This is a genomic window from Thermopolyspora flexuosa (assembly GCF_006716785.1).
In the GTDB taxonomy this organism is placed as follows: domain Bacteria; phylum Actinomycetota; class Actinomycetes; order Streptosporangiales; family Streptosporangiaceae; genus Thermopolyspora; species Thermopolyspora flexuosa.
Window position 1 is genome coordinate 4,191,752 of the sequence record NZ_VFPQ01000001.1, and the last position, 24,516, is coordinate 4,216,267.

Genomic DNA, 24,516 nt, shown 5'->3' on the forward strand with positions numbered 1-24,516 from the left:
AGTCTGCGAAACATGACTCAGGCCTCCCCGAGTGCACACGCCCTGCGTCGGGCTCTCGCCCGCGCGCGTGACGGAAAGCAGCTCAACCTCGACGAAGCCGTCGTGCTCCTGCAGGCGCGCGGCGACGCGCTCGACGCGCTCCTGGAGCACGCGTCCCGGGTGCGGGACTCCGGGCTGGAGGCGGCCGGACGGCCGGGCGTGATCACCTACAGCCGGAAGGTGTTCATCCCGCTCACCCGGCTGTGCCGGGACCGCTGCGGCTACTGCACCTTCGCCACCGCCCCCGCCAAGCTGCCGGCGCCGTACCTCTCCCCCGACGAGGTGCTCGAGATCGCCCGGCAGGGTGCGGCGCTGGGGTGCAAGGAGGCGCTGTTCACCCTCGGCGACCGGCCCGAGGACCGCTGGCACCAGGCCCGCGAGTGGCTGGACGCGCACGGGTACGACGACACGCTCTCCTACGTGCGCGCGATGGCGATCCGGGTGCTGGAGGAGACCGGCCTGCTGCCGCACCTCAACCCGGGCGTGATGAGCTGGCGCGACCTGCAGCGGCTCAAGCCGGTCGCGCCGTCGATGGGGATGATGCTGGAGACGACCTCGCGGCGGCTCTTCGAGGAGAAGGGCGGGCCGCACTACGGCTCGCCGGACAAGGACCCCGCGGTACGGCTCCGCGTGCTGGAGGACGCCGGGCGGGTGGCCGTGCCGTTCACCACGGGCATCCTCATCGGGATCGGCGAGACCCTCGAGGAGCGGGCCGAGTCGATCTTCGCGATCCGCAAGGTGGCGCGCGAGTACGGCGGCATCCAGGAGGTGATCGTCCAGAACTTCCGCGCCAAGCCGGACACCGCGATGCGCGGCATGCCCGACGCCGACCTGCACGACCTCGCCGCCACGATCGCGGTGGCCCGGCTCGTGCTCGGCCCGAAGATGCGGGTGCAGGCGCCGCCGAACCTGGTCGACGAGGAGTACGCGCTCATGCTGCGCGCGGGCATCGACGACTGGGGCGGGGTGTCGCCGCTCACCCCGGACCACGTCAACCCGGAGCGGCCCTGGCCGCAGATCGAGGAGCTGGCCGCGCGGACCGCGGAGGCCGGGTTCGAGCTGCGCGAGCGGCTCACCGTGTACCCGGAGTACGTGCTCGCCGGGGAGCCGTGGATCGACCCGCGGGTGCGCGCGCACGTGGCCGCGCTCGCCGACCCGGCCACCGGGCTCGCCCGGCCGGACGCCGAGATCGTGGGGCGGCCGTGGCAGGAGCCGGACGGCGGGTTCGCCGCGGCCGGCCGTACCGACCTGCACGTGGAGATCGACACCGTGGGCCGCACCAGCGACCGGCGGGACGACTTCGACCACGTCTACGGCGACTGGGACGCGCTGCGCGAGCGGCTCGCCGAGGCGGGCGACGGCCCGGCGGTGCTCGTCGGCGAGCTGGGCGCGGCGCTGCGCAAGGCCGCCGAGGACCCGGCCGGGCTCACCGAGGAGGAGGCCCTGACCCTGCTCGGCGCGGCCGGCGACCGGTACGGCAGGGGCGCGGACGACGCGGCGCTCGACGAGATGGCCCGGATCGCCGACGACCTGCGGCGCGAGGCGGTCGGCGACGACGTCACCTACATCGTCAACCGGAACATCAACTTCACCAACGTCTGCTACACCGGCTGCCGGTTCTGCGCGTTCGCCCAGCGGCGCAACGACGCCGACGCGTTCACCCTGTCCCTGGAGCAGATCGCGGAGCGGGCGCGCGAGGCGTGGGAGGCCGGGGCGACCGAGGTGTGCATGCAGGGCGGCATCCACCCCGACATGCCGGGCACCGCGTACTTCGACATCGCCCGGGCGGTCAAGCAGGCCTGCCCGGAGATGCACGTGCACGCGTTCTCCCCGATGGAGGTGGTGAACGGGGCGAGCCGTACCAATATGTCGATCGAGGAGTGGCTGGTCGCGGCGCGCGAGGCCGGGGTGGACTCGCTGCCCGGCACCGCGGCGGAGATCCTCGACGACGAGGTGCGCTGGGTGCTCACCAAGGGCAAGCTGCCCACCAGCGAGTGGATCGAGGTGATCACCACGGCCCACCGGGTCGGCATCCCCACCACCGCGACGATCATGTACGGGCACGTGGACACCCCGCGGCACTGGGTGCGGCACATCCGGCTCATCCGGAGCATCCAGGAGGAGACCGGCGGATTCACCGAGTTCGTGCTGCTGCCGTTCGTGCACACGAACGCGCCGATCTACCTCGCGGGTGTGGCCCGGCCGGGCCCGACCGCGCGGGAGAACCGGGCGCTGCACGCGCTCGCCCGCATCCTGCTGCACGGTGCGATCCGTAACATCCAGTGCTCGTGGGTGAAGCTCGGCGACGAGCTGTGCCGGAAGATCCTCCAGGGCGGGGCGAACGACCTCGGCGGCACGCTCATGGAGGAGACGATCAGCCGGATGGCCGGGTCGGACAACGGCTCGTACAAGACGATCAGCGAGATCGCCGCGATGGTCGCCCCGACCGGGCGCCCGCTGCGCCAGCGCACCACCTCGTACGGCACGCCGAGCGAGGAGCGCCTCGCCGCGGCCCGGGCGAGCGACGGGGTGTGCCGGAGCGTGCGCCGGCCGGTGCTGCCCGTGCTCGCCGACTGACCGGGACCCTGCCGGGCGCGGGCGCGGGTGCGGCGCGGGCTCGATGATCATCCGCTTTGTGACGGAACGCTGCTGCGAAAGTGATCAACTCTGGGACAGGATCACGGTGATCAACCCACCCATATCCCCTCAGAGGTAGTCATGACAAAGCTGCTTCGAGTCCTCGCCGCACCGGTGATCGCCATGGTCGCCCTGCTCGCGGCGGTCGTGACGCCCGCGCAGGCCGCCTCGGAGCCGAGCGACGCCGATCTCGCGGCGGAGTGGTGGGAGGCGTGGAACACCCACAAGTTCTACCTGAACATCCCGCCCGCCCCCGACTCCGGCAAGAGCCGGGTGACCACGAGCATCTCGATCGACATCGACGCGCCCGCCATGCGCGTGTTCAAGGCCTACTCCGACATGCGCAACCACATCGGGCGGGCCGCGTTCCTCAAGCGGGTCGTGGTGCACGCCGAGCACAAGGTGGGCCCGGCGCGGCACATCAACCTCACCGCCGTCGAGGAGGTGCCGTACGAGGGGCAGACGGTGCTGCTCAACACGCACGCCCAGCAGCGCGTTTACAAGCACCGGCTGTACTACGAGACCGACACCTGGTCGCTGCCGGGCGTCGTCACCCACCAGAAGATCGTGTTCACCAAGGTCGGCCCGCACAAGACCCGGGTGACCGAGCACCTCACCTTCGACGCCGACAGCACGCTGATCGACTTCGTCGTGGCGAACGGCGTCGCCTCGCACCAGCAGACCCAGGCCGCGCTCAAGCAGGCGATCGAGAGCGGCCAGCTCTGACCTGGGCGTGACGCCCCCGCGAGGGCGGGACCGGCCCGGCCGGTCCCGCCCTCGCCGTCTCCCGGCCCGTTCCAGCGCGTTTCATCGGACGTTGCAGGAGCGGGCCGGAGGCGTCTCCGGGGCCGATGCCCGGCGCCGTGCCGGGCGCGGGCGTCCGCCCCCGTCCAAGGGTTTCCATACGGCTTGACGGAGGGCTTGCGTGTCTGGTCGGATTTGGTTCTGCAAACCTTTGCAGAAGGGGTGCGATGGGCGACTACCTCTTCCCGGCCGAGCCCCGGGTGCGCGCGATCGCGCGGGAGCTGTACGAGCACGTCCGCGCGCTGCCGATCGTCAGCCCGCACGGGCACGTGGACCCGGCGACGCTCGCCGACGACCGGCCGTTCCCGGACCCGGCGCGGCTGCTGATCGTGCCGGACCACTACGTGACCCGGCTGCTGGTGAGCCAGGGCGTCACGCCGGAGCGGCTGGGGGTGGCGCCCCGCGACGGCGGGCCGTACGAGACCGACGGCCGCGCGATCTGGCGGCTGCTCGCCGAGCACTGGCACGCGTTCCGCGGCACCCCGTCCCGGATGTGGCTCGAGCTCACCTTCCGCGACGTGTTCGGCCTCGGCGAGGTACGGCTCGGCCCGGACACCGCCGACGAGGTGTACGACGCGGTCGCGGCGCGGCTCGCCGAGCCGGGCTTCCGGCCCAGGGCGCTGTTCGACCGGTTCGGCATCGAGGTGCTCGCCACCACCGAGTCGCCCCTCGACCCGCTCGCCCACCACGACCGGCTCGCCGCCGACGGCTGGGGCCGCAAGGTGATCACCACGTTCCGGCCGGACGACGTGGTCGACATGGACCGCCCTGACTGGGCGGACAACGTGCGGCGGCTCGGCGAGCTCACCGGCGAGGACACCGAGGGCTTCGACGGTTACCTCGCCGCGCTGCGGGCCCGCCGCGCGTACTTCAAGGCCCGCGGCGCCACCGCGACCGACCACGGCCACCCCACCGCGCGCACCGCCGAGCTCGCCCACGAGGAGGCGGCCCGGCTGTTCAAGCGCCGCCTCGCCGGGCCGGTGCCCGCGGCCGACGCCGAGGCGTTCCGCGCCCACATGCTGGTGGAGTTCGCCCGCATGTCGCTCGACGACGGCCTGGTGATGCAGCTGCACCCCGGGCCGTACCGGGACCACGACGCCTGGCTGCACGCGCGCTTCGGCAAGGACGTGGGCGGCGACATCCCGACCGCGACCGAGTACACCCGGGCGCTCAAGCCGCTGCTCGACCGGTTCGGCCACGAGCCGGGCTTCCGCCTGGTGGTGTTCACCCTCGACGAGTCGACTTTCACCCGCGAGCTCGCCCCGCTCGCCGGCGTCTACCCGGCGCTCTACCTCGGCGCGCCGTGGTGGTTCCTCGACAGCCCGGAGGGGCTGCGCCGGTTCCGTGAAACGGTCACCGAGACCGCCGGGTTCTACAACACCGCCGGGTTCGTCGACGACACCCGCGCGTTCTGCTCGATCCCGGTCCGCCACCAGGTGGCGCGGCGCATCGACGCCGCGTTCCTCGCCCGGCTCGTCGCCGAGGACCGGCTGCCGCTCGACGAGGCCGCCGAGACCGCCGCCGACCTGGCCTACCACCTTGCCAAGCGCGTCTATAACCTGTGAAAAGGTTTGCAGTTCCGTCCCAAGGAAGGTCGCACCATGGCGGTGACGATCCAGGACGTGGCGCGGGCGGCGGGGGTGTCGGCGTCCACGGTATCCCGGGCGCTGTCCAGTCCCGAGATGGTCCGCCCGGAGACGCGCATGCGGGTGCAGGCGGTGGCCGAGAGCCTCGGCTACCGGCCGAACCCGGCCGCCCGGGGCCTCATCACCGGCCGGACCACGAACCTCGGCGTGATCGTTCCCGACCTCACCAACCCGTTCTTCCCCAGCATGCTGCGCGGCCTGCAGGCCCGGGCGCGGGAGGCCGGGCACGCGGTGTTCCTCGCCGACTGCGACGAGGACGGCGCCGCCGAGGCGGCGCTGGTGCACGCGATGGCGAAGCAGGTCGACGGGGTGATCCTCTGCTCGTCGCGGATGACCCCGGCGATGCTGGAGAAGGTGCTCGGGCTCGTCCCCATCGTGTTCCTCAACCGGGTCGTGCCCGGCCATCCCGCGGTGATCATGGACGGCGCGGGCGGCATGCGGCAGACGGTCGACCACCTCGACGCGCTCGGCCACAGGCACATCGCGTACCTCAACGGCCCGCGCGACTCGTGGACCAACCGGGAGCGGGTCAAGGGGCTGCGGCGGGCCGAGCGGCACCGCATCAAGGTGAGCCGGTTCGGGCCGTTCGCGCCCCGGTTCGAGTCCGGGCTGCAGGCCGCCGACCTCGTTCTCGCCAGCGGCGCGACCGCGGTGATCGCGTACAACGACGTGATGGCGCTGGGCGTGCTCGCCCGGCTCGCCGAGCGGGGCGTGCCGGTGCCGGGCCGGATCAGCGTGGCCGGGTTCGACAACATCACCTTCGCCGCGATGGCCACCCCCGCGCTCACCACGGTGGACCTGGGCGGCGAGCGCGCCGGCCGGGCCGCGGTCGACACCATGCTCGCGGTGCTCGCGGACCGGGACGCCGACGCACCCCGCCAGGTCCTCGACTCGGCGCTGATCGTCCGGGCCTCCACCGGACCGGCCCCCGACGCCGGGCCGGACGCCGCGGGTCCCGGCGGACCGCAAGGAGAACCATGAAGATCGCAGACGTCCGCGTGATCGTCACCTGCCCGGGCCGCAACTTCGTCACCCTCAAGATCACCACGGAGAGCGGCCTCACCGGCGTCGGCGACGCCACGCTCAACGGCCGCGAGCTGGCCGTGGCGAGCTACCTCAACGACCACGTCCGCGGCCTGCTGCTCGGCCGCGACGCCTCCCAGATCAACGACATCTGGCAGTACCTGTACAAGGGCGCCTACTGGCGGCGCGGCCCGGTCACCATGACCGCGATCGCCGCCGTGGACACCGCGCTGTGGGACATCAAGGGCAAGGCCGCGGGCATGCCGGTCTACCAGCTCCTCGGCGGCAAGGCCCGCGACGGGGTGCTGGTGTACGGCCACGCCAACGGCGCCACCCTCGACGAGGCGGTCGCCGAGGTCGGCCGGTACCTCGACCGCGGCTACCGGGCGGTCCGGGTGCAGTGCGGCGTCCCCGGCCTCGCCACCACCTACGGGGTGGGCAAGGACCGCGACTTCTACGAGCCGGCCACCGCCGGGCCCCGCCCCGAGGAGGCGGTGTGGGCCACCGAGAAGTACCTCGACTTCGCGCCGAAGCTGTTCGACGCGGTCCGCGAGGCCCACGGCTTCGGCTTCCACCTGCTGCACGACGTGCACCACCGGCTCACCCCGATCGAGGCGGCCCGGCTGGGCAGGGCGGCCGAGCCGTACCGGCTGTTCTGGCTGGAGGATCCGATCAGCGAGGAGCTGCAGGAGGGCTTCCGGCTGATCCGGCAGCACACCGTCACCCCGATCGCGGTGGGCGAGGTGTACAACTCGATCTGGGACTGCCACCGGCTCATCACCGAGCAGCTCATCGACTACATCCGCACCACCGTGGTGCACGCGGGCGGCATCACCCATCTGCGGCGCATCTTCGACCTCGCCGCGCTCTACCACGTGAAGACCGGATCCCACGGGGCGACCGACCTCTCCCCCGTGTGCATGGCCGCCGCCCTCCACCTCGACATCTCCGTGCCGAACTTCGGCATCCAGGAGTACATGCCGCACACCCCGGAGACCGACGCGGTCTTCCCGCACTCCTACCGGTTCGAGGACGGCATGCTCATCCCCGGCGACGAGCCCGGCCTCGGCGTCGACATCGACGAGGAGCTCGCCGCCCGGTACCCGTACCGCCAGGCGTACCTGCCGGTCAACCGCCTGGAGGACGGCACCATGCACGACTGGTGACCGGCATTCCCCAGGCACGACGTCGGCGGGCCGTACCCGGTGCGGCCCCGCCCCGACCCTCAGGGAGCAGCGCCCATGACCGACCGCCCCCTGCTCGGCCTCGGCACGCTGGACCGCGTGCCCGCCGCGTCCCGGCCCCTGATCGACCCCGCGAAGACCGAGGTGGGCGTGCTCCACCTCGGCCTCGGCGTGTTCCACCGCGCCCACCAGGTCGTCTACACCGAGGAGGCGATGGCGGCCACCGGCGAGACCCGCTGGGGCATCTGCGCGGCGGGCATGCGCTCCCGGGCCACCGCCGACGCGGTCGCCGCCCAGGACGGCCTGTTCTCCGTGCTCGCCCGCGACGGCGGGCCCGCGCCGGTCGAGCTGCGCGTGTACGGCGCGCTGCGGGAGACCCGGTTCGGCGCCGAGGTGGCCGAACGGCTCGCCGACCCGCGCATCACCGTCGTCACCCTCACCGTGACCGAGAAGGGCTACCTGCCCGGCTCCGACGCGATCGCCTGGCTGGTGGCCGGCCTGGCACGCCGGGCCGCCGCGGGCGCCGGCCCGGTCACCGTCCTCTCCTGCGACAACATCCCGCACAACGGCCGCGTGCTCGCCGACGCCGTCCTGGCCGCGGCCGGGCACCTGCGCGGCTGGATCGAGGAGAACGTCGCCTTCCCCTCCTCGATGGTCGACCGCATGGTCCCCTACGCCCGCCCCGAGGACCCGGAGCAGGTCGCCGCCGCCCTCGGCGTGACCGACCGCGCCGCCGTCGCCACCGAGCCGTTCCGCCAGTGGGTGATCGAGGACCGCTTCGCCGCCGGCCGCCCCGCCTGGGAGAAGGCCGGCGCGCTGCTCGTCCCCGACGTCGCGCCGTACGAGCTGATGAAGCTCCGCCTGCTCAACGGCGGCCACTCCCTCATCGCCTACCTGGGCCTGCTGCACGGCTGCGAGACCATCGCCGAGGCGGTCTCCCGCGACGACATCGCCGCCGCCGTACGGGCCCTCATGGACGAGGACGTCACCCCCACGCTCCCCGTCCCCGAGGGCTTCGACCTCGCCGCCTACAAGCACACCCTGATGCGGCGCTTCGCCAACCCGGCCCTACGCCACCAAACCCTGAAGGTCGCCGAGGACGGCTCCCTCAAGCTCCCCGTCCGCCTCGTCCCCGTCCTCCAGGAACGCCTCGCCGCAGGCGCCACCCCGGCCCACGCCGCCCTCGCCATCGCCGCCTGGATGCGCTGGGTCAGCATCGCCCCCCGCCTCGACGACCCACTCGCCGACAAACTCCGCGCGGCCGCTGCCACGGCGACCGACCCGCGCTCCCTGGTCGAGGCCCTGCTCCCCTTCATCGCCCCCGACGCACCCCCGGAGGCCACCGACCTCATCACCGACCGTCTCGCCGCCCTCTGGTGACTGCCGCCATCGGCTCGGCTGACGGCCAGCGGTTAGCCACCGATACCCGGACGTACGACCCCCGCTGTCCACGGCCCTAACCCGGGATGCGGTAGTAGGCCTAGGACGTCGTCACACCGTTCGGCTCCCTTGCTACGCAGCCGTCACGCGACGACCAAGTCGCAAGGGGATCGGCTACGTCGCGTCTGCGCGTCCAGACCTGCTTGCGGCCTTCTATGGCGTGATTTTCGATCCCGACACCGCCAACACTGGCAGGTGGCCCACCGGCAGCACCGAGTGCCAGACCGCAAGGCTGGCTGATCTCGAGTGGCGCGTATGGTCAGGCGGCTGCCGGGGACACCAGCGCCCGCAGCTCACGGGCTGCGGGCAAGGCTCGGACCTTTTCCGGAAGGTTGTCCAGGATGTCCCCGACGATTCGGCGACGTGTCGGGGTGACGGGCAGCGATTGGGTGACCTGAACTGCGCGGTCGAGTCCTTCCTTCACCTCACCCTCCTGGATGGCGCACCACATTTGCAGAAGGATGAGGTTGGCCTTGGCACCTACCCTCTCCGTGGCGGTTGCCGCAAGCGCCTGTTCCAGGAGCGATGTCGCCCGGCCGACGTCGCCGATTCTGGTCAGCACCCAGCCCTCTACCCACAGGACTTCCGTCAGCGGCTTGCCCCAGACAGAAACGCGGTCGCTGGTCACCTGCGCGGGAAGCGTTGCGTACGCGTCTTTGAACTCGCCGAGCGCCCGACGGGCGGCATCGGCCTGCCCCTGAGCGGCGAGCATGCGGCTGCGAGCACTGAGCGCGTTGACCATGCCGAGGCAGGGTCGGCCACCGGCGAGTTCGATTGCCTCGGCGACAAGGTTCTCGGCCGCAGGCCCCAGACGCTGCATGTAATAGGACTCGGTCGCCTCCCGAGCCCGCACCCACACAGCGAGGTCGTGGTCGCCCGACGCGTCGGCAGCGGCACGGGCGGCCGACCACGCACGCCAGCAGGCGCGCGGGCCTGCGATCAGCGGGAGATCGAGTGCAAGGAACGCCGACAACTGCGCGTACACCCGCAGCAGAGCCGCACGCTCGGCGTCGTCGGATGTCCTGGTTAGATGGCGGGACAGGTCGTGGATGTCGGCAGCGAGGTCGGCGGACCTCGACCCGGACAGATCGGTCCACACGGCCTGCGCGTAGTCCCAGGCGACCTGCTCCCAGTCGTCGACGTCACGGTCGGCCGGCTCTCCAGTGATCTGTTGGAGGCCGACGTGGACGGCGTCAATCGTGGAGGCGGAGATGGCCGCGCCGGGACCGAGCACCGACAGCAGGCGAAGAAGGGAGCGACGCTGCATGTCGTCCTCGTCAGGAATCGGCGGATTTGCTGAGGACGTACCCGCCTGCAAAACCCTCGACTCCCATTCGGTAAGGACCTTGTCGCGGGCGAGCAATTCGCTCAGCCGGATCAGGACGCCCTCGGCGTTGTAGGCGGTATCCAGGAGCGGGACCAGATCGGGCGGGACGGGTTGGTCACCACGTTCGATCCTGGCCAGGTGGCCCCAAGAGACCGGGAGCCGGGCGGCCATCTCGCGCAGGCCTGTGCGGCGGAAGGCGCGGAGGACCGCGCCGAAGAGCTGGGCGGAGGAGGGTTGGGGGGTTTGTCCGCTCATGCCGCCTCTCCATGGGTGACGGTCGCGTGACGCGCGTGGTCACGCGATTTCACTGCGTGACATTACAGAGCGTCTCCATGATGTCACTCACAACACCCTTTGTGGTCGCGAACAGCGACTATCGTGGGGCGGCACCTACAGGCCCTCGGCGAGGATCACCACACCGATGCCGATCAGGACCAGCGGAAGCAGCACGTCTCCCCACCGGCTGAGCGCCCTTGGCGATCAACGGCCGGGTGGCGAAGAACCGCCCGGCCAGGCACAACACGGCGACCAGGACGAGGAAGACCACCACATAGACAGCAGCACCGGCGGTGGCGAACACCGGCACGTACACCCCGATGTTGTCGCCGCCGTTGGCGAACATGACAGCGGCGACCGCCAGCACGCCCGGACCGCCCCGCACCTCCCGGTTCACATCATCGCCGCCATCGCCACGCCGCTCCTGCCACGCCTCCCAGGCCTCCTTCAGACCGAGCGCGATCGGCAGCAGCCCCAGGTACGGGATCGCTGATTCGGGCAGGAAGCTCGCCCCGAACGCGGCCGTCACAGCCACGACCAGGATGGCGATGAACCCGAGGTACTGACCGGCGACAATCCGCACCACCGATCCGCGGTGGCCGGCGGCCTGGGCGAAGAACAACGCCAGGATCACGATGTCGTCGATGTTGGTGACGGCGAACAGCCCCACCGCCTGCCCGATAATGCCCAGATTCACTGACGTGGTCCGCGTTCCAAGGAGGTTTTTCGATCAGCCCGATGGGCGCGCGTGTCGAAATGGGCACCGTAATAACGCGTGTCCCACCGCCCCGCGCCGGGCGGCGGGGCGCGCGTTCACCGCGCCAATTCGCTGCGGCCTACCTCCGGGTCCCGGCCCTGGATGATTTGGCCAGTGCCCTTGAGGAGCACGTTCACACCGAGCGCGTCGTGGTCGTTCGGCCGCTCAGCCGGGACAACGCGCAGCCCTGCCGCAGCGAGAGCCTTGGCGACGAACTCGGCGGCGGCGGGGTGCTGCCCGTCGGGGACATCGAGGTAGATACGGACGCAGCCGTGTTGTTCGAAGAGACATGTGCGCCAGCGCCCGTCGTTGCCGGGCGGGAGGTGGTCGGTGGTTTCGACGAGCTCGATCTCGGGCAGCGATAGAGCGGACCGAGCGGTTTCCAGAATATCGCGAGTATTCATTCGCTTCCTTTCATCAAAAGGCGATCTCTTTGCAATTAAGAGTAGAGAAAAATTCTTCGGCATTTGTAATGCCAAGGCGCTCAGGCGGTCGTCCAGATTTTCCGATCCACTGCATTCGAACCGGCTGGCTGATATACCAGGCGACCACCACGCGGCCCGCCCAGTGCCACGTTTGCAACGTCCGCGTGAGAGGGCGGGCGACATGCCCGACCACCCAGCCGCGAACGGCAGGCCGAACCGAGCGGGCGGCCTGACCCGCACGCGACCGTGCGCCCGGTTTCTCCCACGAGGTCATAGCTGGATAAAAGTGGGGAGAAGCGTGTGAATCCACTCAGCGAGCCGTCTCCCTTTCAAGACAGGCCCTAGGTCGGTACGGCGAGCCACACGTCGATCCACAGTCGCCAAGTGCCATCTGGCGGCGTGACCAGAGAGCGTTCGTCTTGGCGGGTGCGCAGGGACAGCGCGTGTACCGGCTTGCCGTACCCGGCGAGCTGGCCCTGTTCGGCGGCGAGGAGGACCGGGACGCGGCCTGCGGAGCGGACCCGGGTGGCGAGGCGGGTGACGTCGGCGGGGGCGGCGAGGTCGGTGCCGGGGACCACGGCCACGCGGGCGGTGGGGACGGCGCACATGCCGCGGACCACCTGGGTGAAGCGGTCGCCGGTGACGCGTTCCACGATGAGGACGGAGGCGTTGCGGGGGATCGCGCGGCACAGGGCGGCGACCGCGGCGGCCTCGCCGCGGCCGACCGGGGTGAAGGCGGTGCCGATCGAGGTGACCGCGGGGGGCACGAGGAGCAGGAGGGCGCCGGCGACGAGGAGGGCGCGCTGGCGGGGGCGGCCGTGGCCGGCCTCGCGGTAGCGGGCGAGGGCCCAGCGCATGCCCCAGGCGGCGAGCAGGATCACGCCGGGGATGATGATCGGCACGAGGCGCCGGGAGGCGAACGGGTGGTCGGGGGTGATGGCGGGCCGCCACAGGGTGGTGACCGTGGTCCAGCCGATGATCGCCAGCGGGAGCAGCCAGACGAAGGCGCGGCCCTGGGCGAGGCGGCGGGCGAGCATGGCGGCGGCCATCGTGGCGAGCACGAGGGCCGGGACGCCGACGTACCAGAGGACCCAGTAGAGCGAGTCCTCGTAGTACAGGCGGGTGCCGTCCACGGGCAGGCCGTTCGCGGCCTGGGCCTTGGCGATGAACTCGGCGGTGAGCAGGTCCTCGGCCGTGGTCGGGGTGCGGTGCACGGTGTGCACCCAGGGCCGGAGGGCGAAGCCCGCCACCACGGCGACCACGAGCCCGGCGGCGAGGCCGGGCAGCACCCGGGCCACGCCGCCGCCGGGGCGGCGTACCAGGCGGGAGGCCGCCCGGCCCAGGCGCGGGGCGAAGGCGATGCCGAGCAGGGTCGCCGCGGCCACCGCGGCGCAGATCGCCAGCAGCGGGCGCAGCGAGTCCTCCAGGTCGGCGAGGTACGGCCGGGCGAGCAGGTACGCGGCGACGCCGCTGACCGTGCCCCCGGCGAGCAGGCCGCCGAGCAGCGGGCGGCCGAGGCGTCCGGCCGGGCCGAGGTAGCCACGGCCCAGGATGGCGCGGCGGTGGCGGTGGATGGCGATGAGCAGCCCGGCGTACGCGAGCACGGGCAGCACGTCGCGCAGCGCGTCGATGCGGACGAGCAGGGCGAGCCCGAAGATCAGCCCGGCGAGCGCGGCGACCACCGTGGCGTCCACCGCCTGGATCGAGCGGGTGCGCGCGAGACTGTGCACCAGCCCGGCGGGCGACCCCTCCCTGGCCGGCGGCTCGGGCGCGGCGGGCAGGAAGCCGACGCCGAGCAGGCTCGCCCGCATCCGGTGCCGGGCGTCGAGCAGCAGGTTCACCGCGCCGAACAGCAGGATCAGCGAGCAGGTCTCACTGAACGGGGCCCGCGAGGTGTACAGCAGGGGCATGCTCACCGCGAGCGCGGCGGCGGCGAGCACCGACCACCGGGTGCCGACCAGGCGGGCCACGGTGCCGCCGAAGGTGAGCACCGCGAGCGCGCCGAGCACCGCGGGCATGAGCAGCAGGCCGGGCACGCCGCCCATCCAGTGCCCGAACGCGAGGACGATCGGCGTGCCGGGCATGAACTGCGGCACCACCTCGGGCGGTAAGGGCTGCGCCGCCCGGTCCTGCCCGCCGGTGTCGGGGACCGGCACCATGTACGCGGGCCCGGCGGCGGGGTGCTCGTCCGCGGTGTTCTCCAGGGGATAGGGGTTCGGGCCGGTGGCGGCCGCGCGGTCCCCGCCCGAGCCGCCGGCGTCCGCCCGGTAGAAGCCCACGCTGTCGAAGCGCAGCGCCGGGTCGGGGCCGCCGAACGCCGCGGTGTCGGTGGTGATCGGCAGCGTGCCCTCGGTGGCGAGCCAGATCGCGTACTGGGCGTACGTGGCCGGGTCGCGGCGCACGATGAGCTGCTCGCCGTGGAGCACGCCGTTGAACACCCCGAAGGCGAGCGCGATGCCGAGCAGCGCGGCCGTCTGCCGCGCGGTGGCCTCCACGGTCTCCGGCATGCGCCGCAGGCCGTACCGGCCGAGCAGGAACGCCAGGGCCACGCCGAGCAGGATCGTCTGCACCGGGCCGAAACGGCCGAGCAGCAGCAGCGTCACCCCGGCGAGCAGCCACCCGGCGAGCACGAGCGCAGGGGCGGCCGAGGCCACGGCGAGCACCTGGCCCGCCGACGGCCACCCCACGCGTGCGCCCCACGTCCCCTTCATCTGGCCGGGAGCCTAACGCCCCGGGCCGACCGATCCGGTGCCCGCAGGCGAAAGCGCCGGTGAATCCGGTACCGTGCCCTGGGATCGGGGCCGCCCGGTACGGCCGTGCGACGTGGGCCGACCGGCGCGGACGCGGTACGGCACGGCCGTGGTCGGCCGCGACAGGCCGCCCGGCGAGCGCCGTGGCCGAGGCGGGCCACGGCGGCGGCCCGATGCGGATGTGGACGGCCAGGGAGGGGGCGGGGTGGACAGGACCCGGGAGGGCCCGGCGCGCGCCCCCGGCACGGCCGCCTCCGGCCGGTCCGCGGCCCTGGCCACGGCGCGGCGGGCGGGCCTGCGCGCACGGCTGCGGCGGCACCGGTGGTTCGTCACGGTGCTCGCCGTGGCGGCGGCGCTGCGGGTGACCGCGATGCTCGGCTACCGGCCCGCGCTGTGGTTCCCGGACTCCTATACCTATGTGGTGACCGCGCTGCGGCCGAGCCCCGACCTGGTGCGGCCCGCCGGGTACTCGATGTTCCTCTGGCTGCTGGAGCCGTTCCACAGCTTCGCCGTGGTGGCGTTCGCCCAGCACCTGCTCGGGCTCGCGCTCGGCGTGATCGTCTACCTGGCGGCGCGGCGGGTGGTGCCGCGCGGCCTCGCCACGGTGGCGGCGGCCCCGGTGCTGCTCGACGCCTACCAGATCCAGCTCGAGCACCTGCTCGTCAGCGACGTGCTGTTCGCGCTGCTCATCCTCGCCGCGGTGGTGGTGGCCACCCGCCGGGAGCCGGGCACGGGAACCGGCGTGGCGGTAGGGCTGCTGCTCGCCGCCGCCGCGCTCACCCGGACCGTCGGGCTGCCGCTGCTCGCGGTCTTCGCCGCCTGGTTCCTGGTGCGGGCGCGCCGGAACCGGGGGCGGCGCGGGCGGTTCCGGCCGCTCGCGGCCCTGCTCGTCGCGGCGCTGGTGCCGATCGGCGGGTACGCGGCCTGGTTCTGGCAGACCCACCACCGGATCGGGATCGTCGGGGCGAACGGGGTGTTCCTCTACGCCCGCACGATGTCGTTCGCCGACTGCGCGGTGATGCGGCCGCCGGGCGACCTCGCCGTGCTGTGCGACCCGCGCCCGCCCGCGCTCCGGCCGCCCTCCCAGGAGTACATCTGGGACGACGACTCGCCGCTGGTCCGGCTGCCCGGCATCACGTTCCGGGCGAGCACCGACGCGCTCGCCGCCCGGTTCGCCGTGCTCGCCATCCGCAGCCAGCCGCTCGACTACCTCGCCTCGGTCGCCACCGAGCTCGGCCGCTCGTTCACCTGGGAGCGGCAGGTGTACCCGACCCGGGAGATCTACGACCTGTACGAGTTCCCGGCGCGATCGCCCGAGCCGCCCACCCGGCACCCGGCGACCGTCGGGTACCGGCTCGCCGAACAGGAGTACGAGCGCGGCCCGATCCGCACCGTGGTCGCCGAGCCGTACGCGGGGGTGCTGCGCGCCTACCAGGGCGTGGCCCGGCTGCCGGGCACGGTGCTGCTCGCCGTGCTGCTCGTGCCGCCCGTCGCGGCCGGGGTGCGGCGGCTGACCGGCGGCCCCCGGTACGGCACGGCCGGCTGGGCGCTGCCGTGGACGGCCGCGCTGGTGCTGCTCACGGTCCCGGCGGCCACCGCCGAGTACGACCACCGGTACGTGCTGCCGGCCGTACCGCTCGCCTTCCTCGCCGCGGCCGTGGCGCTCCGCGGGCCGTCCGAGCGGCGACCGTAGCTGGACGATTGCTGGCAATAGGTAACGGCGCGATGGAACTCCCCACGCCAATTGTCCGTATCTCGGTATGCTGACCTGCGGATCATCGGCGCTGTCATCGTCCTCGGCGGCGCCCAGCCTCCCGATCGGCCGTCCCCGAGCAAGCTCGGTGGCCTAACCTCAGGGGCACAATGAGCGAGCACCGACACGCTCCCCTGCCCGGTCATGCGCCCAGGGAACACGGGGCGCCGCCGCCGGTCAGGGGCCGAAGAGCACGCCACCCCGGAGGAGAGGTTCCCTCTCCCGGGGCCGAGCCCTTCGGTGGTCCGCAGCGGCCGGGTACGCCCCCGCCGCCGCGGCCTGTCGGCGCGCCCGCTCCCGGGCCGGGTCCGCGCCGTGCCGCGCGCCCCGGTGGCCGTTACGGCGGCCCGGAGGAGCCGGGCGGCTTCGTGCCCCAGTCCGGCCCGCATCCGGTCGGCGCCCATCCGGCCGGGCCGTACCCGGGAGGTCCGCAAGCGGCCGCGTCGCCCGCGGGCGCGACCCGGGCCACGGTCACGCTCGACCGGCACCGGGAGGGTCCCGCGGCCGAGCCGGACGGCGGCGACGACGACCCTCCGAAACGACGCCGCCGCTCGGGCCGGGGCGGCCCGCCGCAGCAGCAGGGCGGCAAGCGCCAGCGTGTGCTCGCGTACGTCAGCGTGGTGCTCACCGCCGTGCTGGTGATGGCCACGCTCGGGGCGTACAAGTTCTACCGGGACGCGCTGGCGTTCAACCGCACTGAGGTCCACAAGGCGCTCGGGAAGAACCGGCCGAAGAACACCACCGGCGCGCTCAACGTGCTGCTCGTCGGCTCCGACGCCCGGACCGGGGAGAACAAGCGGTACGGGCCGAAGACCGTGGGTGAGCGCACGGACACCATCATCCTGCTGCACATCTCCCCCCGGCGGGACAAGGCGATGCTGCTGAGCCTGCCGCGGGACTCGATGGTGCAGCACCCCGAGTGCACCAACCCGGCCACCGGGGCCCGCATCCCGCCTCGCGTGGAGATGATCAACGCCGCGTTCAACGACGGCGGGATCGTCTGCACGATCAAGACGATCGAGGCGAACACCAAGATCCGCATCGATCACTACATCAAGGTCGACTTCACCGGCTTCAAGAAGATCGTCGACGCGCTCGGCGGCATCGAGATCTGCCTGCCGCAGCCGGTCAACGACAAGAAGGCGAAGCTCAACCTGCCCGCGGGCCGCCAGGTCGTGATGGGCGAGGAGGCGCTCGGCTACGTACGGCTGCGCAACCTGGGCGACGGCAGCGACATCAGCCGGATCAAGCGGCAGCAGATCTTCCTCAACCAGGTGGTGAAGAAGGCGGCGAGCGGCGACCTGCTCACCAACCCGGGCAAGCTCACGAACTTCCTCCATGCCGTCCGCGACTCGGTGGAGACGGACGAGAACCTCAACACCGAGGCCCTGCTGCAGATCGCGCAGAGCGGCCGGAAGATCGTCGCGGGCGGCATCAAGTTCGTCACGATTCCCTGGGAGCCGTACGAGAAGGACAAGAACCGGGTCCAGTGGAAGCAGCCGGACGCCGACCGGCTGTTCCAGGCGATCCGCAGCGACGTCGACCTGCCCACGCCGACGCCGTCCGCGAAGAGCTCGAGCGGCACGAGCACGCCGAAGCCGACGATCAAGCCGAGCCAGATCCGCATCCAGGTGCTCAACGGCACCTCGATGCCGGGCAAGGCGAAGGAGGCCGCCGAGGCGCTCGCCGAGCAGGGCTTCAACGTCGTCGAGGTCGGCAACGCGCTGCAGGCCGACGGCACCGAGTTCCCGAACACCAAGGTGCTCTACCCGGCGAAGGCCGCCAACGGCGCGGACTACGCCAACCCCGTGGTCGGCAAGCTGCTGACCAAGGGCGTCAAGGCCGAGGCGGGCCTGGTGCGGCCGAGCGGCACCACCACCCCGTTCACCCCGCCCGGGGCCACCCCCGGCGCCGGCACCGCCACCCAGGGGGCGAAGGGCCCGCTGATCCAGCTCATCATCGGCAAGGACTGGGACGGCGTGAAGATCCCGGTCACCAAGCTCCCCGACACCGCCCGGGTCGTGGACAACAAGACCAACGTCTGCGCCGCCTAGAGCCCGCCGGAAACCCTGTGAGAGAAGCCGAAGATGCCGAGGAGAACGGCCGGTCCACGGTCCCGGGGCACCAGCCTCGGGGCCGTGTCCCGCGTGTCCCAAATCGGCCGCCACCATCGGGCGGTCCGCACGACAGGATCGCGAGTGAGCGTTAAGGTGAGTGGATCTGGCGGGCTCGCCTACCGCTTCGGTCGCCTGACTCGGGCCGGCGTTCTCGCCCATGTCTCCGTCGTCGACAGATAGCTGAGCGTTCCCCAGTGAGCGACACCCGATCGTCCTTTCACTCACCGGTTCCGCGCACGGACAAGGGGGATCCCCCCGATATCGACCAGGACGCGCCGACCAGTCAGATGGACCGGGTGCCCGCCTGGCCGGATCCGGCGGATCAGGCGGACCGGCCCCGGTCTGACGGGCCGTCCGGCGCTTCCCGGCCGCCGCTGCCCGCGGTGCCGCCCATCCCGCACGTCGAGTCGTCCCCGGACGACAACTGGTCGTTCTTCGAGCGGCCGAAGAGGCCCTCCCGTCCCCCGGCGCCGCCGCAGGACGCCTCGCCGGACCCCGCCGCCTCGCGGCCCGGCGGGTCCGCGGCCGCGTGGGACGCGGGCCCGTCCGGCCCCTCCGCGGGCTCCTCCGGCCCGTCCACCCGTGACTCCGCACCGAAGGCCCCGTCGGACGCCTCCGCGTCCGGGGGTCCGCTGCCGCGCCGTACGCCCGGGGCGACCCGGGCGAACGTGGGCGGCGACGCGGCGTCGCTGTTCACCCCGCCGCCGCGGCAGCAGGCCGCCTCGCCGTACGGCGGCTCGCCCTCCGGTCCCGCATGGGACGACGACATCGGGGGCGCACCGACCTCGGCCATGCCCCCGGTCGACATGGGCGCGCCGCCCGCCGCCCCGCAGCCGCCGGGCTCGGGGTACGGCGCCGCGCCGCGGCCTGCCGAGCCGTCCGGCCCGGCCGGGCCGCCCGGTCGCGGTGCGCCGCGGCCGCCGTACGGGCCCGAGGGGTTCTCGTCGCCGTACGGCTCCGGCCCCGGGCAGGCGGGGCCTGCGCCGGGTCGTGCGCCCGGCGGCCCTGGGTCCGGCACGGCCACGCCTCCAGGCCCGGTTCCGGGCGCGATGCCCGGTTCCGCGCCCGGGGGACTGCCGGGTGGCGCACCGGCCGCCGGGTTCGAGGGCGGCCGTCCCGCCGCCCCGGCGGCGCCCGCCGCGTCCCCGGGCGGGCAAGCCGACGCCGACTTCTGGGCGCCGTTCCCGGACGAGCGGAAGGCCGACGCCGACTTCTGGGCACCGTTCCCGGACGAGCGGAAGGCCGCCGCGCCCGCGGCACCGGCCCCCGCGCAGGCGGCCCCGGCCGCCGGGCAGGCGGGCGGCACGGGCGGCACGGCCGCGCCCGAGGGGCCGGCCCCGGCCCGGACCGCCACCGCCGCCACGCCCGCGGCGCCGAAGAAGAAGCGGCGCGACCCCTACCTCGACAACGCCAAGTTCCTGCTGATCTGGCTCGTGATCCTCGGGCACTCGCTCGTGCCCACGCTGGCCGCGCACTCGGCGAAGTCGGCGTACCTGTACATCTACGTGTTCCACATGCCGCTGTTCGTGATGATCAGCGGCTACCTGAGCCGGACGTTCTGGAACTCGAACGCCAAGACCAACAAGCTCGTCGACACCTTCCTGGTGCCGTACGTGATCGTGGAGTGCCTCTTCGCCGTGCTGCGCTACGCGCTCGGCGAGAAGTGGAGCCTCACGATCATCGACCCGGCGTGGCTCAACTGGTACCTGGTGGCGCTGCTGCTCTGGCGACTCAGCACGCCGGTGTGGAAACGCATGCGCTACCCGGTCACGTTGTCGATCATCGTCTACCTGCTGGCGGGCCTCGCCGACCTGCCCGGCGACCTGAGCATCGACCGGTTCTTCGGGCTCATGCCGTTCTTCGTGATCGGCCTCGTGCTCCGCGAGGAGCACCTGGAGATGCTCAACCGCACCTGGGTGAAGATCGCGGGCGTGTTCGTGCTCGCCGGGGGCGCGGTGGCGGCGATCCTCATCGCGCCGTACGTCAAGCTCGCGCCCATCTACTACAAGCACAGCTACGAGCACATGCACATGTCGTGGTGGATGGGCATGGGCGTGCGCGTCGGCCTGCTCATCGCCGCGCTGCTCATGTCCGCGGCGATCATGGCGCTCGTGCCGCGCCGTACCACCTGGTTCTCCGACCTCGGCACCCGCACCCTGTACGCCTACATCCTGCACGGCGTGGTGGTGCTGATCGCGAAGAAGATGGGCTGGCTGAGCTTCCCGTGGCTGTTCGGGCCGCTCGGCGTGGCGGCGATCGCCACCAGCTCGTTCGCCCTCGCGATCATCCTGTGCCTGCCGGAGACCCGGAAGCTGTTCAGCTGGATGCTCGAGCCGAAGCTGCGCTGGCTCTACCGGGTCGGCACCCGGCCCGCCCCCGACCGGCAGCCGGCGGCCGCCGCGGCCGGCGAGCAGCAGCAGGTCAGGCAGTAGGCGTCGGCGGCGGATCCCGCGGGACCCGCCGCGCGTGTGCCCCGATGACGGCGGTGCCGCCACGGCCCCACGAGGCCGGTGCGGCGCCGCCGTCGCCGTCTCGGCGGACGTCCGGCCCGCCCTCCGGAAGGCGCGATCGGCGTCTCACCCCGGCATCTCGGTGACACAAGGCGGCACGGCGTGGTTGCCTGGGGTTATGGCACGCCACATCATCCAGGGGCGCGAGATCAACCTGCCCGTGGAGATCCGGGACGCGACCGCCTGCCTCGCCGCCTACCTGGTGCGGGCGGACGCCGCGCGCGCCGTGCTGGCGTACTCCGGCATGGACGTCACCGAGGTGCTCCCCGGCAAGGCGATCTGCGTTCTCGGGTTCATCCGATATCACGACGGCGATCTCGGCGCCTACAACGAGTTCTGCGTCGCCTTCCTGGTCCGCCCGCCGGAGGGCGGCCCGCCGCCCCGGCGCGGCCTGCTCGCCGGGCCGCGCGACCTGCGCCGGGTGGGCGCGGGCGCGTTCGTGCACTGGCTCCCCGTCGACCAGGGCTTCACCCTGGAGGCGGGCCGTACCCTCTGGGGCTTCCCCAAGGAGCTCGCCGACATCGAGCTGCGGCTCGCCTCGCCGTACAAGCGGTGCATCGTGCGCCGCGACGGGCGGCTCGTGCTCGACATGCTCATCAAGCCGGGCGTCCCGCTGCCGCCGCCGTCGGCCCTGGCACCCGCGCGGCTCGCCTCCTCGGTGCTGTCCGGCGCCGGGCCCGAGGCGGTCGCGCTCCCGCGCGTCGACGCGTTCACCCACCTGGAGGGGGTGAGAAGGCGCGTGCCGTGGCGGGTGCACGCCTCGGGCATCCGGCTGCGGCCGGGCGGCGCGCTGATCCGGCTCGGCAACCACCCGATCGCCAAGGAGCTGAGCGAGCTCGGCCTGCCCACGACCGCCCTGCTGTCCGGCACGGTACGGCACGCCCGCATGGCGCTCGACGCCGCCGTGTACCCGCCGGACGGCCCCTGACCGGCGGCTAGACGATCGGGGGCCGGCCCAGGCGCAGCATCCGCCACGCGGTGCGCCAGGTCATCGGGCGACGCTCACCCGCGGGCTCGCGCAGCCCCTCGAAGAAGCCCTTGAACCACGCCTTGAGCGCGGACAGGGACCGCTCCCGGATCAGCGTGAGCACGATCCAGTTGACCAGGTACGGCACGGCGAGCACCCACGGCAGGTTGCGGCGGGCCAGCCACACCCGGTTACGCGCGTTGAGCCGGTAGAAGTCCGGGTGCCGGGTCGGCGGCACCTGCGGGTGGTACATCACCGTCTCGGCGTCGTACTCGATGCGGTAGCCCTCGCCGAGCAGCCGCCAGGCCAGGTCGGTCTCCTCGTGGGCGTAGAAGAACTTCTCCGGCAGGCCGCCCACCTGGAGGAACGCGGAGCGCCGTACCGCGCTCGCGCCGCCGAGGAAGGTGGTGACCTCGGAGGACCGCGCCGGGTCGCCGGCACGCAGCCGCGGCACGTGCCGCCGCTGGCCGGCGCCGCCGTCGGGGTCCATCACCCGCAGCGAGATCACGGCGAGGTCGGGCTCGGTCGCGAACCGCTCCCGGATGTGGGCCGCCACCTTGGAGTTGGCGTACCACCCGTCGTCGTCGAGGAAGAGCACCACGTCACCGGTGCACTCCTGCACCCCGCGATTGCGGCCCTCGGGGATGCCGACGTTCTCCGGAAGGCGGATCGTCTTGATCGTCGCCTTCGACCCGGGCGGAATCTGCGCCGTGATCGGCGGTACGTCGGCGCCGTTGCCGACGATCACTATCTCTATGTCACCATCGGCCTGGTTCAGCGCGGACTCGACCGCCCGGTTCAACTCCGCGACCCGGTTGCCCATGGTGAGAATGACACATGAGAGCTTCAACGCGTCATCGTCCTGACGCATGGAAGGCACATGCTTTCATGATCACCAAGTCTGTGAGCGTGCATCTCGGGTCTGCGGAGTTCGTTGGGCAACAAGGGTAGCGAAACCCCGGGCGAACAGCCGCCAAACGGCGGGTGTACACCCGTTTGACGTTCCACGCCCCTACCGGGTTCCGGTTACCGATCACGTTAGCCGCCGTGACGCGAGAATGCTCACCAAGTGAAGAATCATTTGCACAGCCGCGACGATCGCACAAGCCACGACGAGCCAGCGGGTGACGAACGGTTCGCCGAGGAACCTGTCGGCCACCGCCGCCACCAGCGCGACGAGGCTCAGCTCGACGGCCTGCACGAGCCGGTGGAACCGCAGCGCCGCCGCGATCCGGCGCGCCCGCGCCAGACCTGACGAGCGGAACTGGCCCGCCGACTCCTCGGTCGCCGCCACGAGCCCGGAGCGGGCCCGCGCCACGTCGACCAGGTCCGTCTCGGCCTTGATCAGTATGGCACCGAGCGCGGCCGCGAAGCCCAGCACGGTGTACCAGTCGGGCCACGTCTCCGAGGCGCGGAAGCCCAGCCCGATGAGCAGGGCCGCCTCGGCGAAGTAGTGCCCTACCCGGTCGAGGTAGACGCCGGCGATCGAGGTCCGCCCGGTGTACCGGGCGAGCTCGCCGTCCGAGCAGTCGAGCAGCAGGTACACCTGGATGAGCAGGGCCGCGCCGAACGCCGCCGCCACGCCGGGCAGCGCGAGCACCACGCCCGCCAGCACGCCGCACACGATCATCAGGCCGGTGACCTGGTTGGGCGTGATCGGCGTGCGGGCGAGCGCGTACGTCACGTAGATCGACAGCCTGCGCATGTAGAGCAGGCCCGCCCAGTGCTCGCCGCTGCGCCGGTCGAGCGTGGCAGGCGGCTGGGCGATCCGCCGGAACTCAGCCAGCGACGGCATCGACATAACGTTCCACCCGGTCGCGAATCTCGGACTCCGACAGGCCCAGGTGCTCCAGGATCGTGTACCGGCCCGGCCGCGTGGACGGGGCGAGCAGCACCGCCTCGGTGAACTGCTCGGCGGACAGGCCGACGTCCTGCGGGGTCACCGGCAGGTTGTGCCGGCGCAGGCACTCGACCACCTGCCCCAGCCGCGCCTCGTCCTCACGCAGGAAGAAGCAGAAGGCCGTGCCGATCCCGGCGAGCTCCCCGTGGTTGGACGTGCCCGGGAAGAGCTGGTCGACGGCGTGCAGGATCTCGTGGTCCCCGCCGCTCGACGGCCGCGACGACCCGGCGACCACCATCGCCATGCCGGAGAGGATCAGCGACTCGGCGAGCACGGTGAGGAACGCGTCCGACTCGACGGAGTCCTCCCGGTTGACCACGGCCTCGGCCGCGGTGCGGGCCATGGACACCGCCAGCCCGTCGATCGGCTCGCCGTGCTCGGCGTTGCCGAGCTGCCAGTCCTCGATCGCCGACAGGTTGCTGATCACGTCGCCGACGCCCGCCCGGACCAGCTTCGGCGGCGCCTTGTGCACGAAGTCGAGGTCGACGAGGATCGCCAGCGGCATCGTCACCCCGAACGACCCCTTGCCGCCCTCGTGCTCCAGCGACGAGACCGGCGAGCAGATGCCGTCGTGCGACAGGTTGGTCGCCACCGCCACCATCGGGATGCCGGCGAGCGAGGCGGCGTACTTGGTGACGTCGATCGTCTTGCCGCCGCCGATGCCGACCACCGCCTCGTAGGCGCCCTTGCGCAGGTCGGCGCCGAGGGACACCGCCGCGTCGACCGACCCGTCGGGCACGTGGAACACCTTGGCATCGCACAGCGTGGGCTCGATGATCTTGGCGATCTGGTCGCCCTGGCCTGCGCCGACCGCGACCGCGATCCGGCCCGACGTCGCCACCCGGCTGTCCGACAGCAGGGCGCCGAGGTCGGCGACGGCGCCGCGCCGTACCTGCACGGTGAGCGGCGCGGTGAGCATGCGTGCTAACAGCGGCATGGCCACCCCTTTCGCACAGGGATG

General features: G+C 72.5%; 18 protein-coding genes. 10 read left to right on the forward strand and 8 right to left on the reverse strand.

Annotated elements, in window-relative coordinates:
- Positions 1-12 precede the first annotated feature (12 nt).
- The 6 genes from FHX40_RS17805 to FHX40_RS17830 all read left to right on the forward strand — a co-directional run bounded on the left by FHX40_RS17805 (position 13) and on the right by FHX40_RS17830 (position 8,713).
- Positions 13-2,616 (forward strand): bifunctional FO biosynthesis protein CofGH, encoded by a 2,604-nt coding sequence (locus FHX40_RS17805; protein WP_142260675.1) that lies wholly within the window; start codon positions 13-15, stop codon positions 2,614-2,616.
- Between the two features lie 141 nt (positions 2,617-2,757).
- Entirely contained in the window at positions 2,758-3,402 is a 645-nt protein-coding gene (locus FHX40_RS17810) for an SRPBCC family protein (protein WP_142260676.1), read from the forward strand.
- Between the two features lie 245 nt (positions 3,403-3,647).
- Complete coding sequence (gene uxaC, locus FHX40_RS17815; RefSeq protein ID WP_142260677.1) at positions 3,648-5,045, forward strand: glucuronate isomerase; 1,398 nt, start codon at positions 3,648-3,650, stop codon at positions 5,043-5,045.
- Positions 5,046-5,081: 36 nt separating this feature from the next.
- Entirely contained in the window at positions 5,082-6,107 is a 1,026-nt protein-coding gene (locus tag FHX40_RS17820) for a LacI family DNA-binding transcriptional regulator (protein WP_142260678.1), read from the forward strand.
- Positions 6,104-7,315 (forward strand): D-mannonate dehydratase ManD, encoded by a 1,212-nt coding sequence (gene manD / locus FHX40_RS17825; protein WP_142260679.1) that lies wholly within the window; start codon positions 6,104-6,106, stop codon positions 7,313-7,315. The genes FHX40_RS17820 and manD overlap by 4 nt, the downstream gene beginning before the upstream one ends.
- Positions 7,316-7,390: 75 nt before the next feature.
- Positions 7,391-8,713 (forward strand): mannitol dehydrogenase family protein, encoded by a 1,323-nt coding sequence (locus tag FHX40_RS17830; protein WP_142260680.1) that lies wholly within the window; start codon positions 7,391-7,393, stop codon positions 8,711-8,713.
- Between the two features lie 319 nt (positions 8,714-9,032).
- On the opposite strand, the gene FHX40_RS17835 is transcribed toward FHX40_RS17830, so the two are convergent.
- The 4 genes from FHX40_RS17835 to FHX40_RS17850 all read right to left on the reverse strand — a co-directional run bounded on the left by FHX40_RS17835 (position 9,033) and on the right by FHX40_RS17850 (position 14,269).
- On the reverse strand, positions 9,033-10,355 hold the full coding sequence (locus FHX40_RS17835; protein ID WP_142260681.1) for a helix-turn-helix domain-containing protein: 1,323 nt from the start codon (positions 10,353-10,355) through the stop codon (positions 9,033-9,035).
- 118 nt (positions 10,356-10,473) lie between these two features.
- Complete coding sequence (locus FHX40_RS17840; protein ID WP_244941603.1) at positions 10,474-11,073, reverse strand: cadmium resistance transporter; 600 nt, start codon at positions 11,071-11,073, stop codon at positions 10,474-10,476.
- A gap of 116 nt (positions 11,074-11,189) precedes the next feature.
- The gene (locus FHX40_RS17845; RefSeq protein WP_142260682.1) at positions 11,190-11,537 is read right to left on the reverse strand and encodes a hypothetical protein; all 348 of its coding nucleotides are present in this window, start codon (positions 11,535-11,537) and stop codon (positions 11,190-11,192) included.
- A 362-nt stretch (positions 11,538-11,899) separates the two neighbouring features.
- Positions 11,900-14,269 (reverse strand): hypothetical protein, encoded by a 2,370-nt coding sequence (locus FHX40_RS17850; RefSeq protein WP_142260683.1) that lies wholly within the window; start codon positions 14,267-14,269, stop codon positions 11,900-11,902.
- A gap of 244 nt (positions 14,270-14,513) precedes the next feature.
- Between FHX40_RS17850 and FHX40_RS17855 the strand changes: the two genes are divergently transcribed.
- Both FHX40_RS17855 and FHX40_RS17860 read left to right on the forward strand, forming a co-directional pair.
- The gene (locus FHX40_RS17855; protein WP_229789019.1) at positions 14,514-16,001 is read left to right on the forward strand and encodes a hypothetical protein; all 1,488 of its coding nucleotides are present in this window, start codon (positions 14,514-14,516) and stop codon (positions 15,999-16,001) included.
- A 428-nt stretch (positions 16,002-16,429) separates the two neighbouring features.
- Complete coding sequence (locus FHX40_RS17860; RefSeq protein ID WP_142260684.1) at positions 16,430-18,115, forward strand: LCP family protein; 1,686 nt, start codon at positions 16,430-16,432, stop codon at positions 18,113-18,115.
- Positions 18,116-18,500: 385 nt separating this feature from the next.
- On the opposite strand, the gene FHX40_RS25165 is transcribed toward FHX40_RS17860, so the two are convergent.
- Positions 18,501-19,196, reverse strand: a complete 696-nt coding sequence (locus tag FHX40_RS25165; RefSeq protein ID WP_170198877.1) for a hypothetical protein — start codon at positions 19,194-19,196, stop codon at positions 18,501-18,503.
- Between the two features lie 31 nt (positions 19,197-19,227).
- Here FHX40_RS25165 and FHX40_RS25170 point away from each other — a divergent pair, with 31 nt between their 5' ends.
- Both FHX40_RS25170 and FHX40_RS17870 read left to right on the forward strand, forming a co-directional pair.
- Entirely contained in the window at positions 19,228-20,610 is a 1,383-nt protein-coding gene (locus FHX40_RS25170) for an acyltransferase family protein (protein ID WP_170198878.1), read from the forward strand.
- 196 nt (positions 20,611-20,806) lie between these two features.
- Complete coding sequence (locus tag FHX40_RS17870) at positions 20,807-21,616, forward strand: acetoacetate decarboxylase family protein (RefSeq protein ID WP_142260686.1); 810 nt, start codon at positions 20,807-20,809, stop codon at positions 21,614-21,616.
- 7 nt (positions 21,617-21,623) lie between these two features.
- Here FHX40_RS17870 and FHX40_RS17875 read toward each other — a convergent pair whose 3' ends face one another.
- From FHX40_RS17875 to FHX40_RS17885, 3 genes are all read right to left on the reverse strand, one after another.
- Complete coding sequence (locus FHX40_RS17875) at positions 21,624-22,526, reverse strand: glycosyltransferase (protein ID WP_142260687.1); 903 nt, start codon at positions 22,524-22,526, stop codon at positions 21,624-21,626.
- Between the two features lie 162 nt (positions 22,527-22,688).
- Positions 22,689-23,456: a CDP-alcohol phosphatidyltransferase family protein gene (locus FHX40_RS17880; protein ID WP_142260688.1), complete on the reverse strand. Its 768-nt coding sequence runs from the start codon at positions 23,454-23,456 to the stop codon at positions 22,689-22,691.
- Complete coding sequence (locus FHX40_RS17885) at positions 23,434-24,474, reverse strand: iron-containing alcohol dehydrogenase family protein (RefSeq protein ID WP_170198958.1); 1,041 nt, start codon at positions 24,472-24,474, stop codon at positions 23,434-23,436. The genes FHX40_RS17880 and FHX40_RS17885 overlap by 23 nt, the downstream gene beginning before the upstream one ends.
- Positions 24,475-24,516 lie beyond the last annotated feature (42 nt).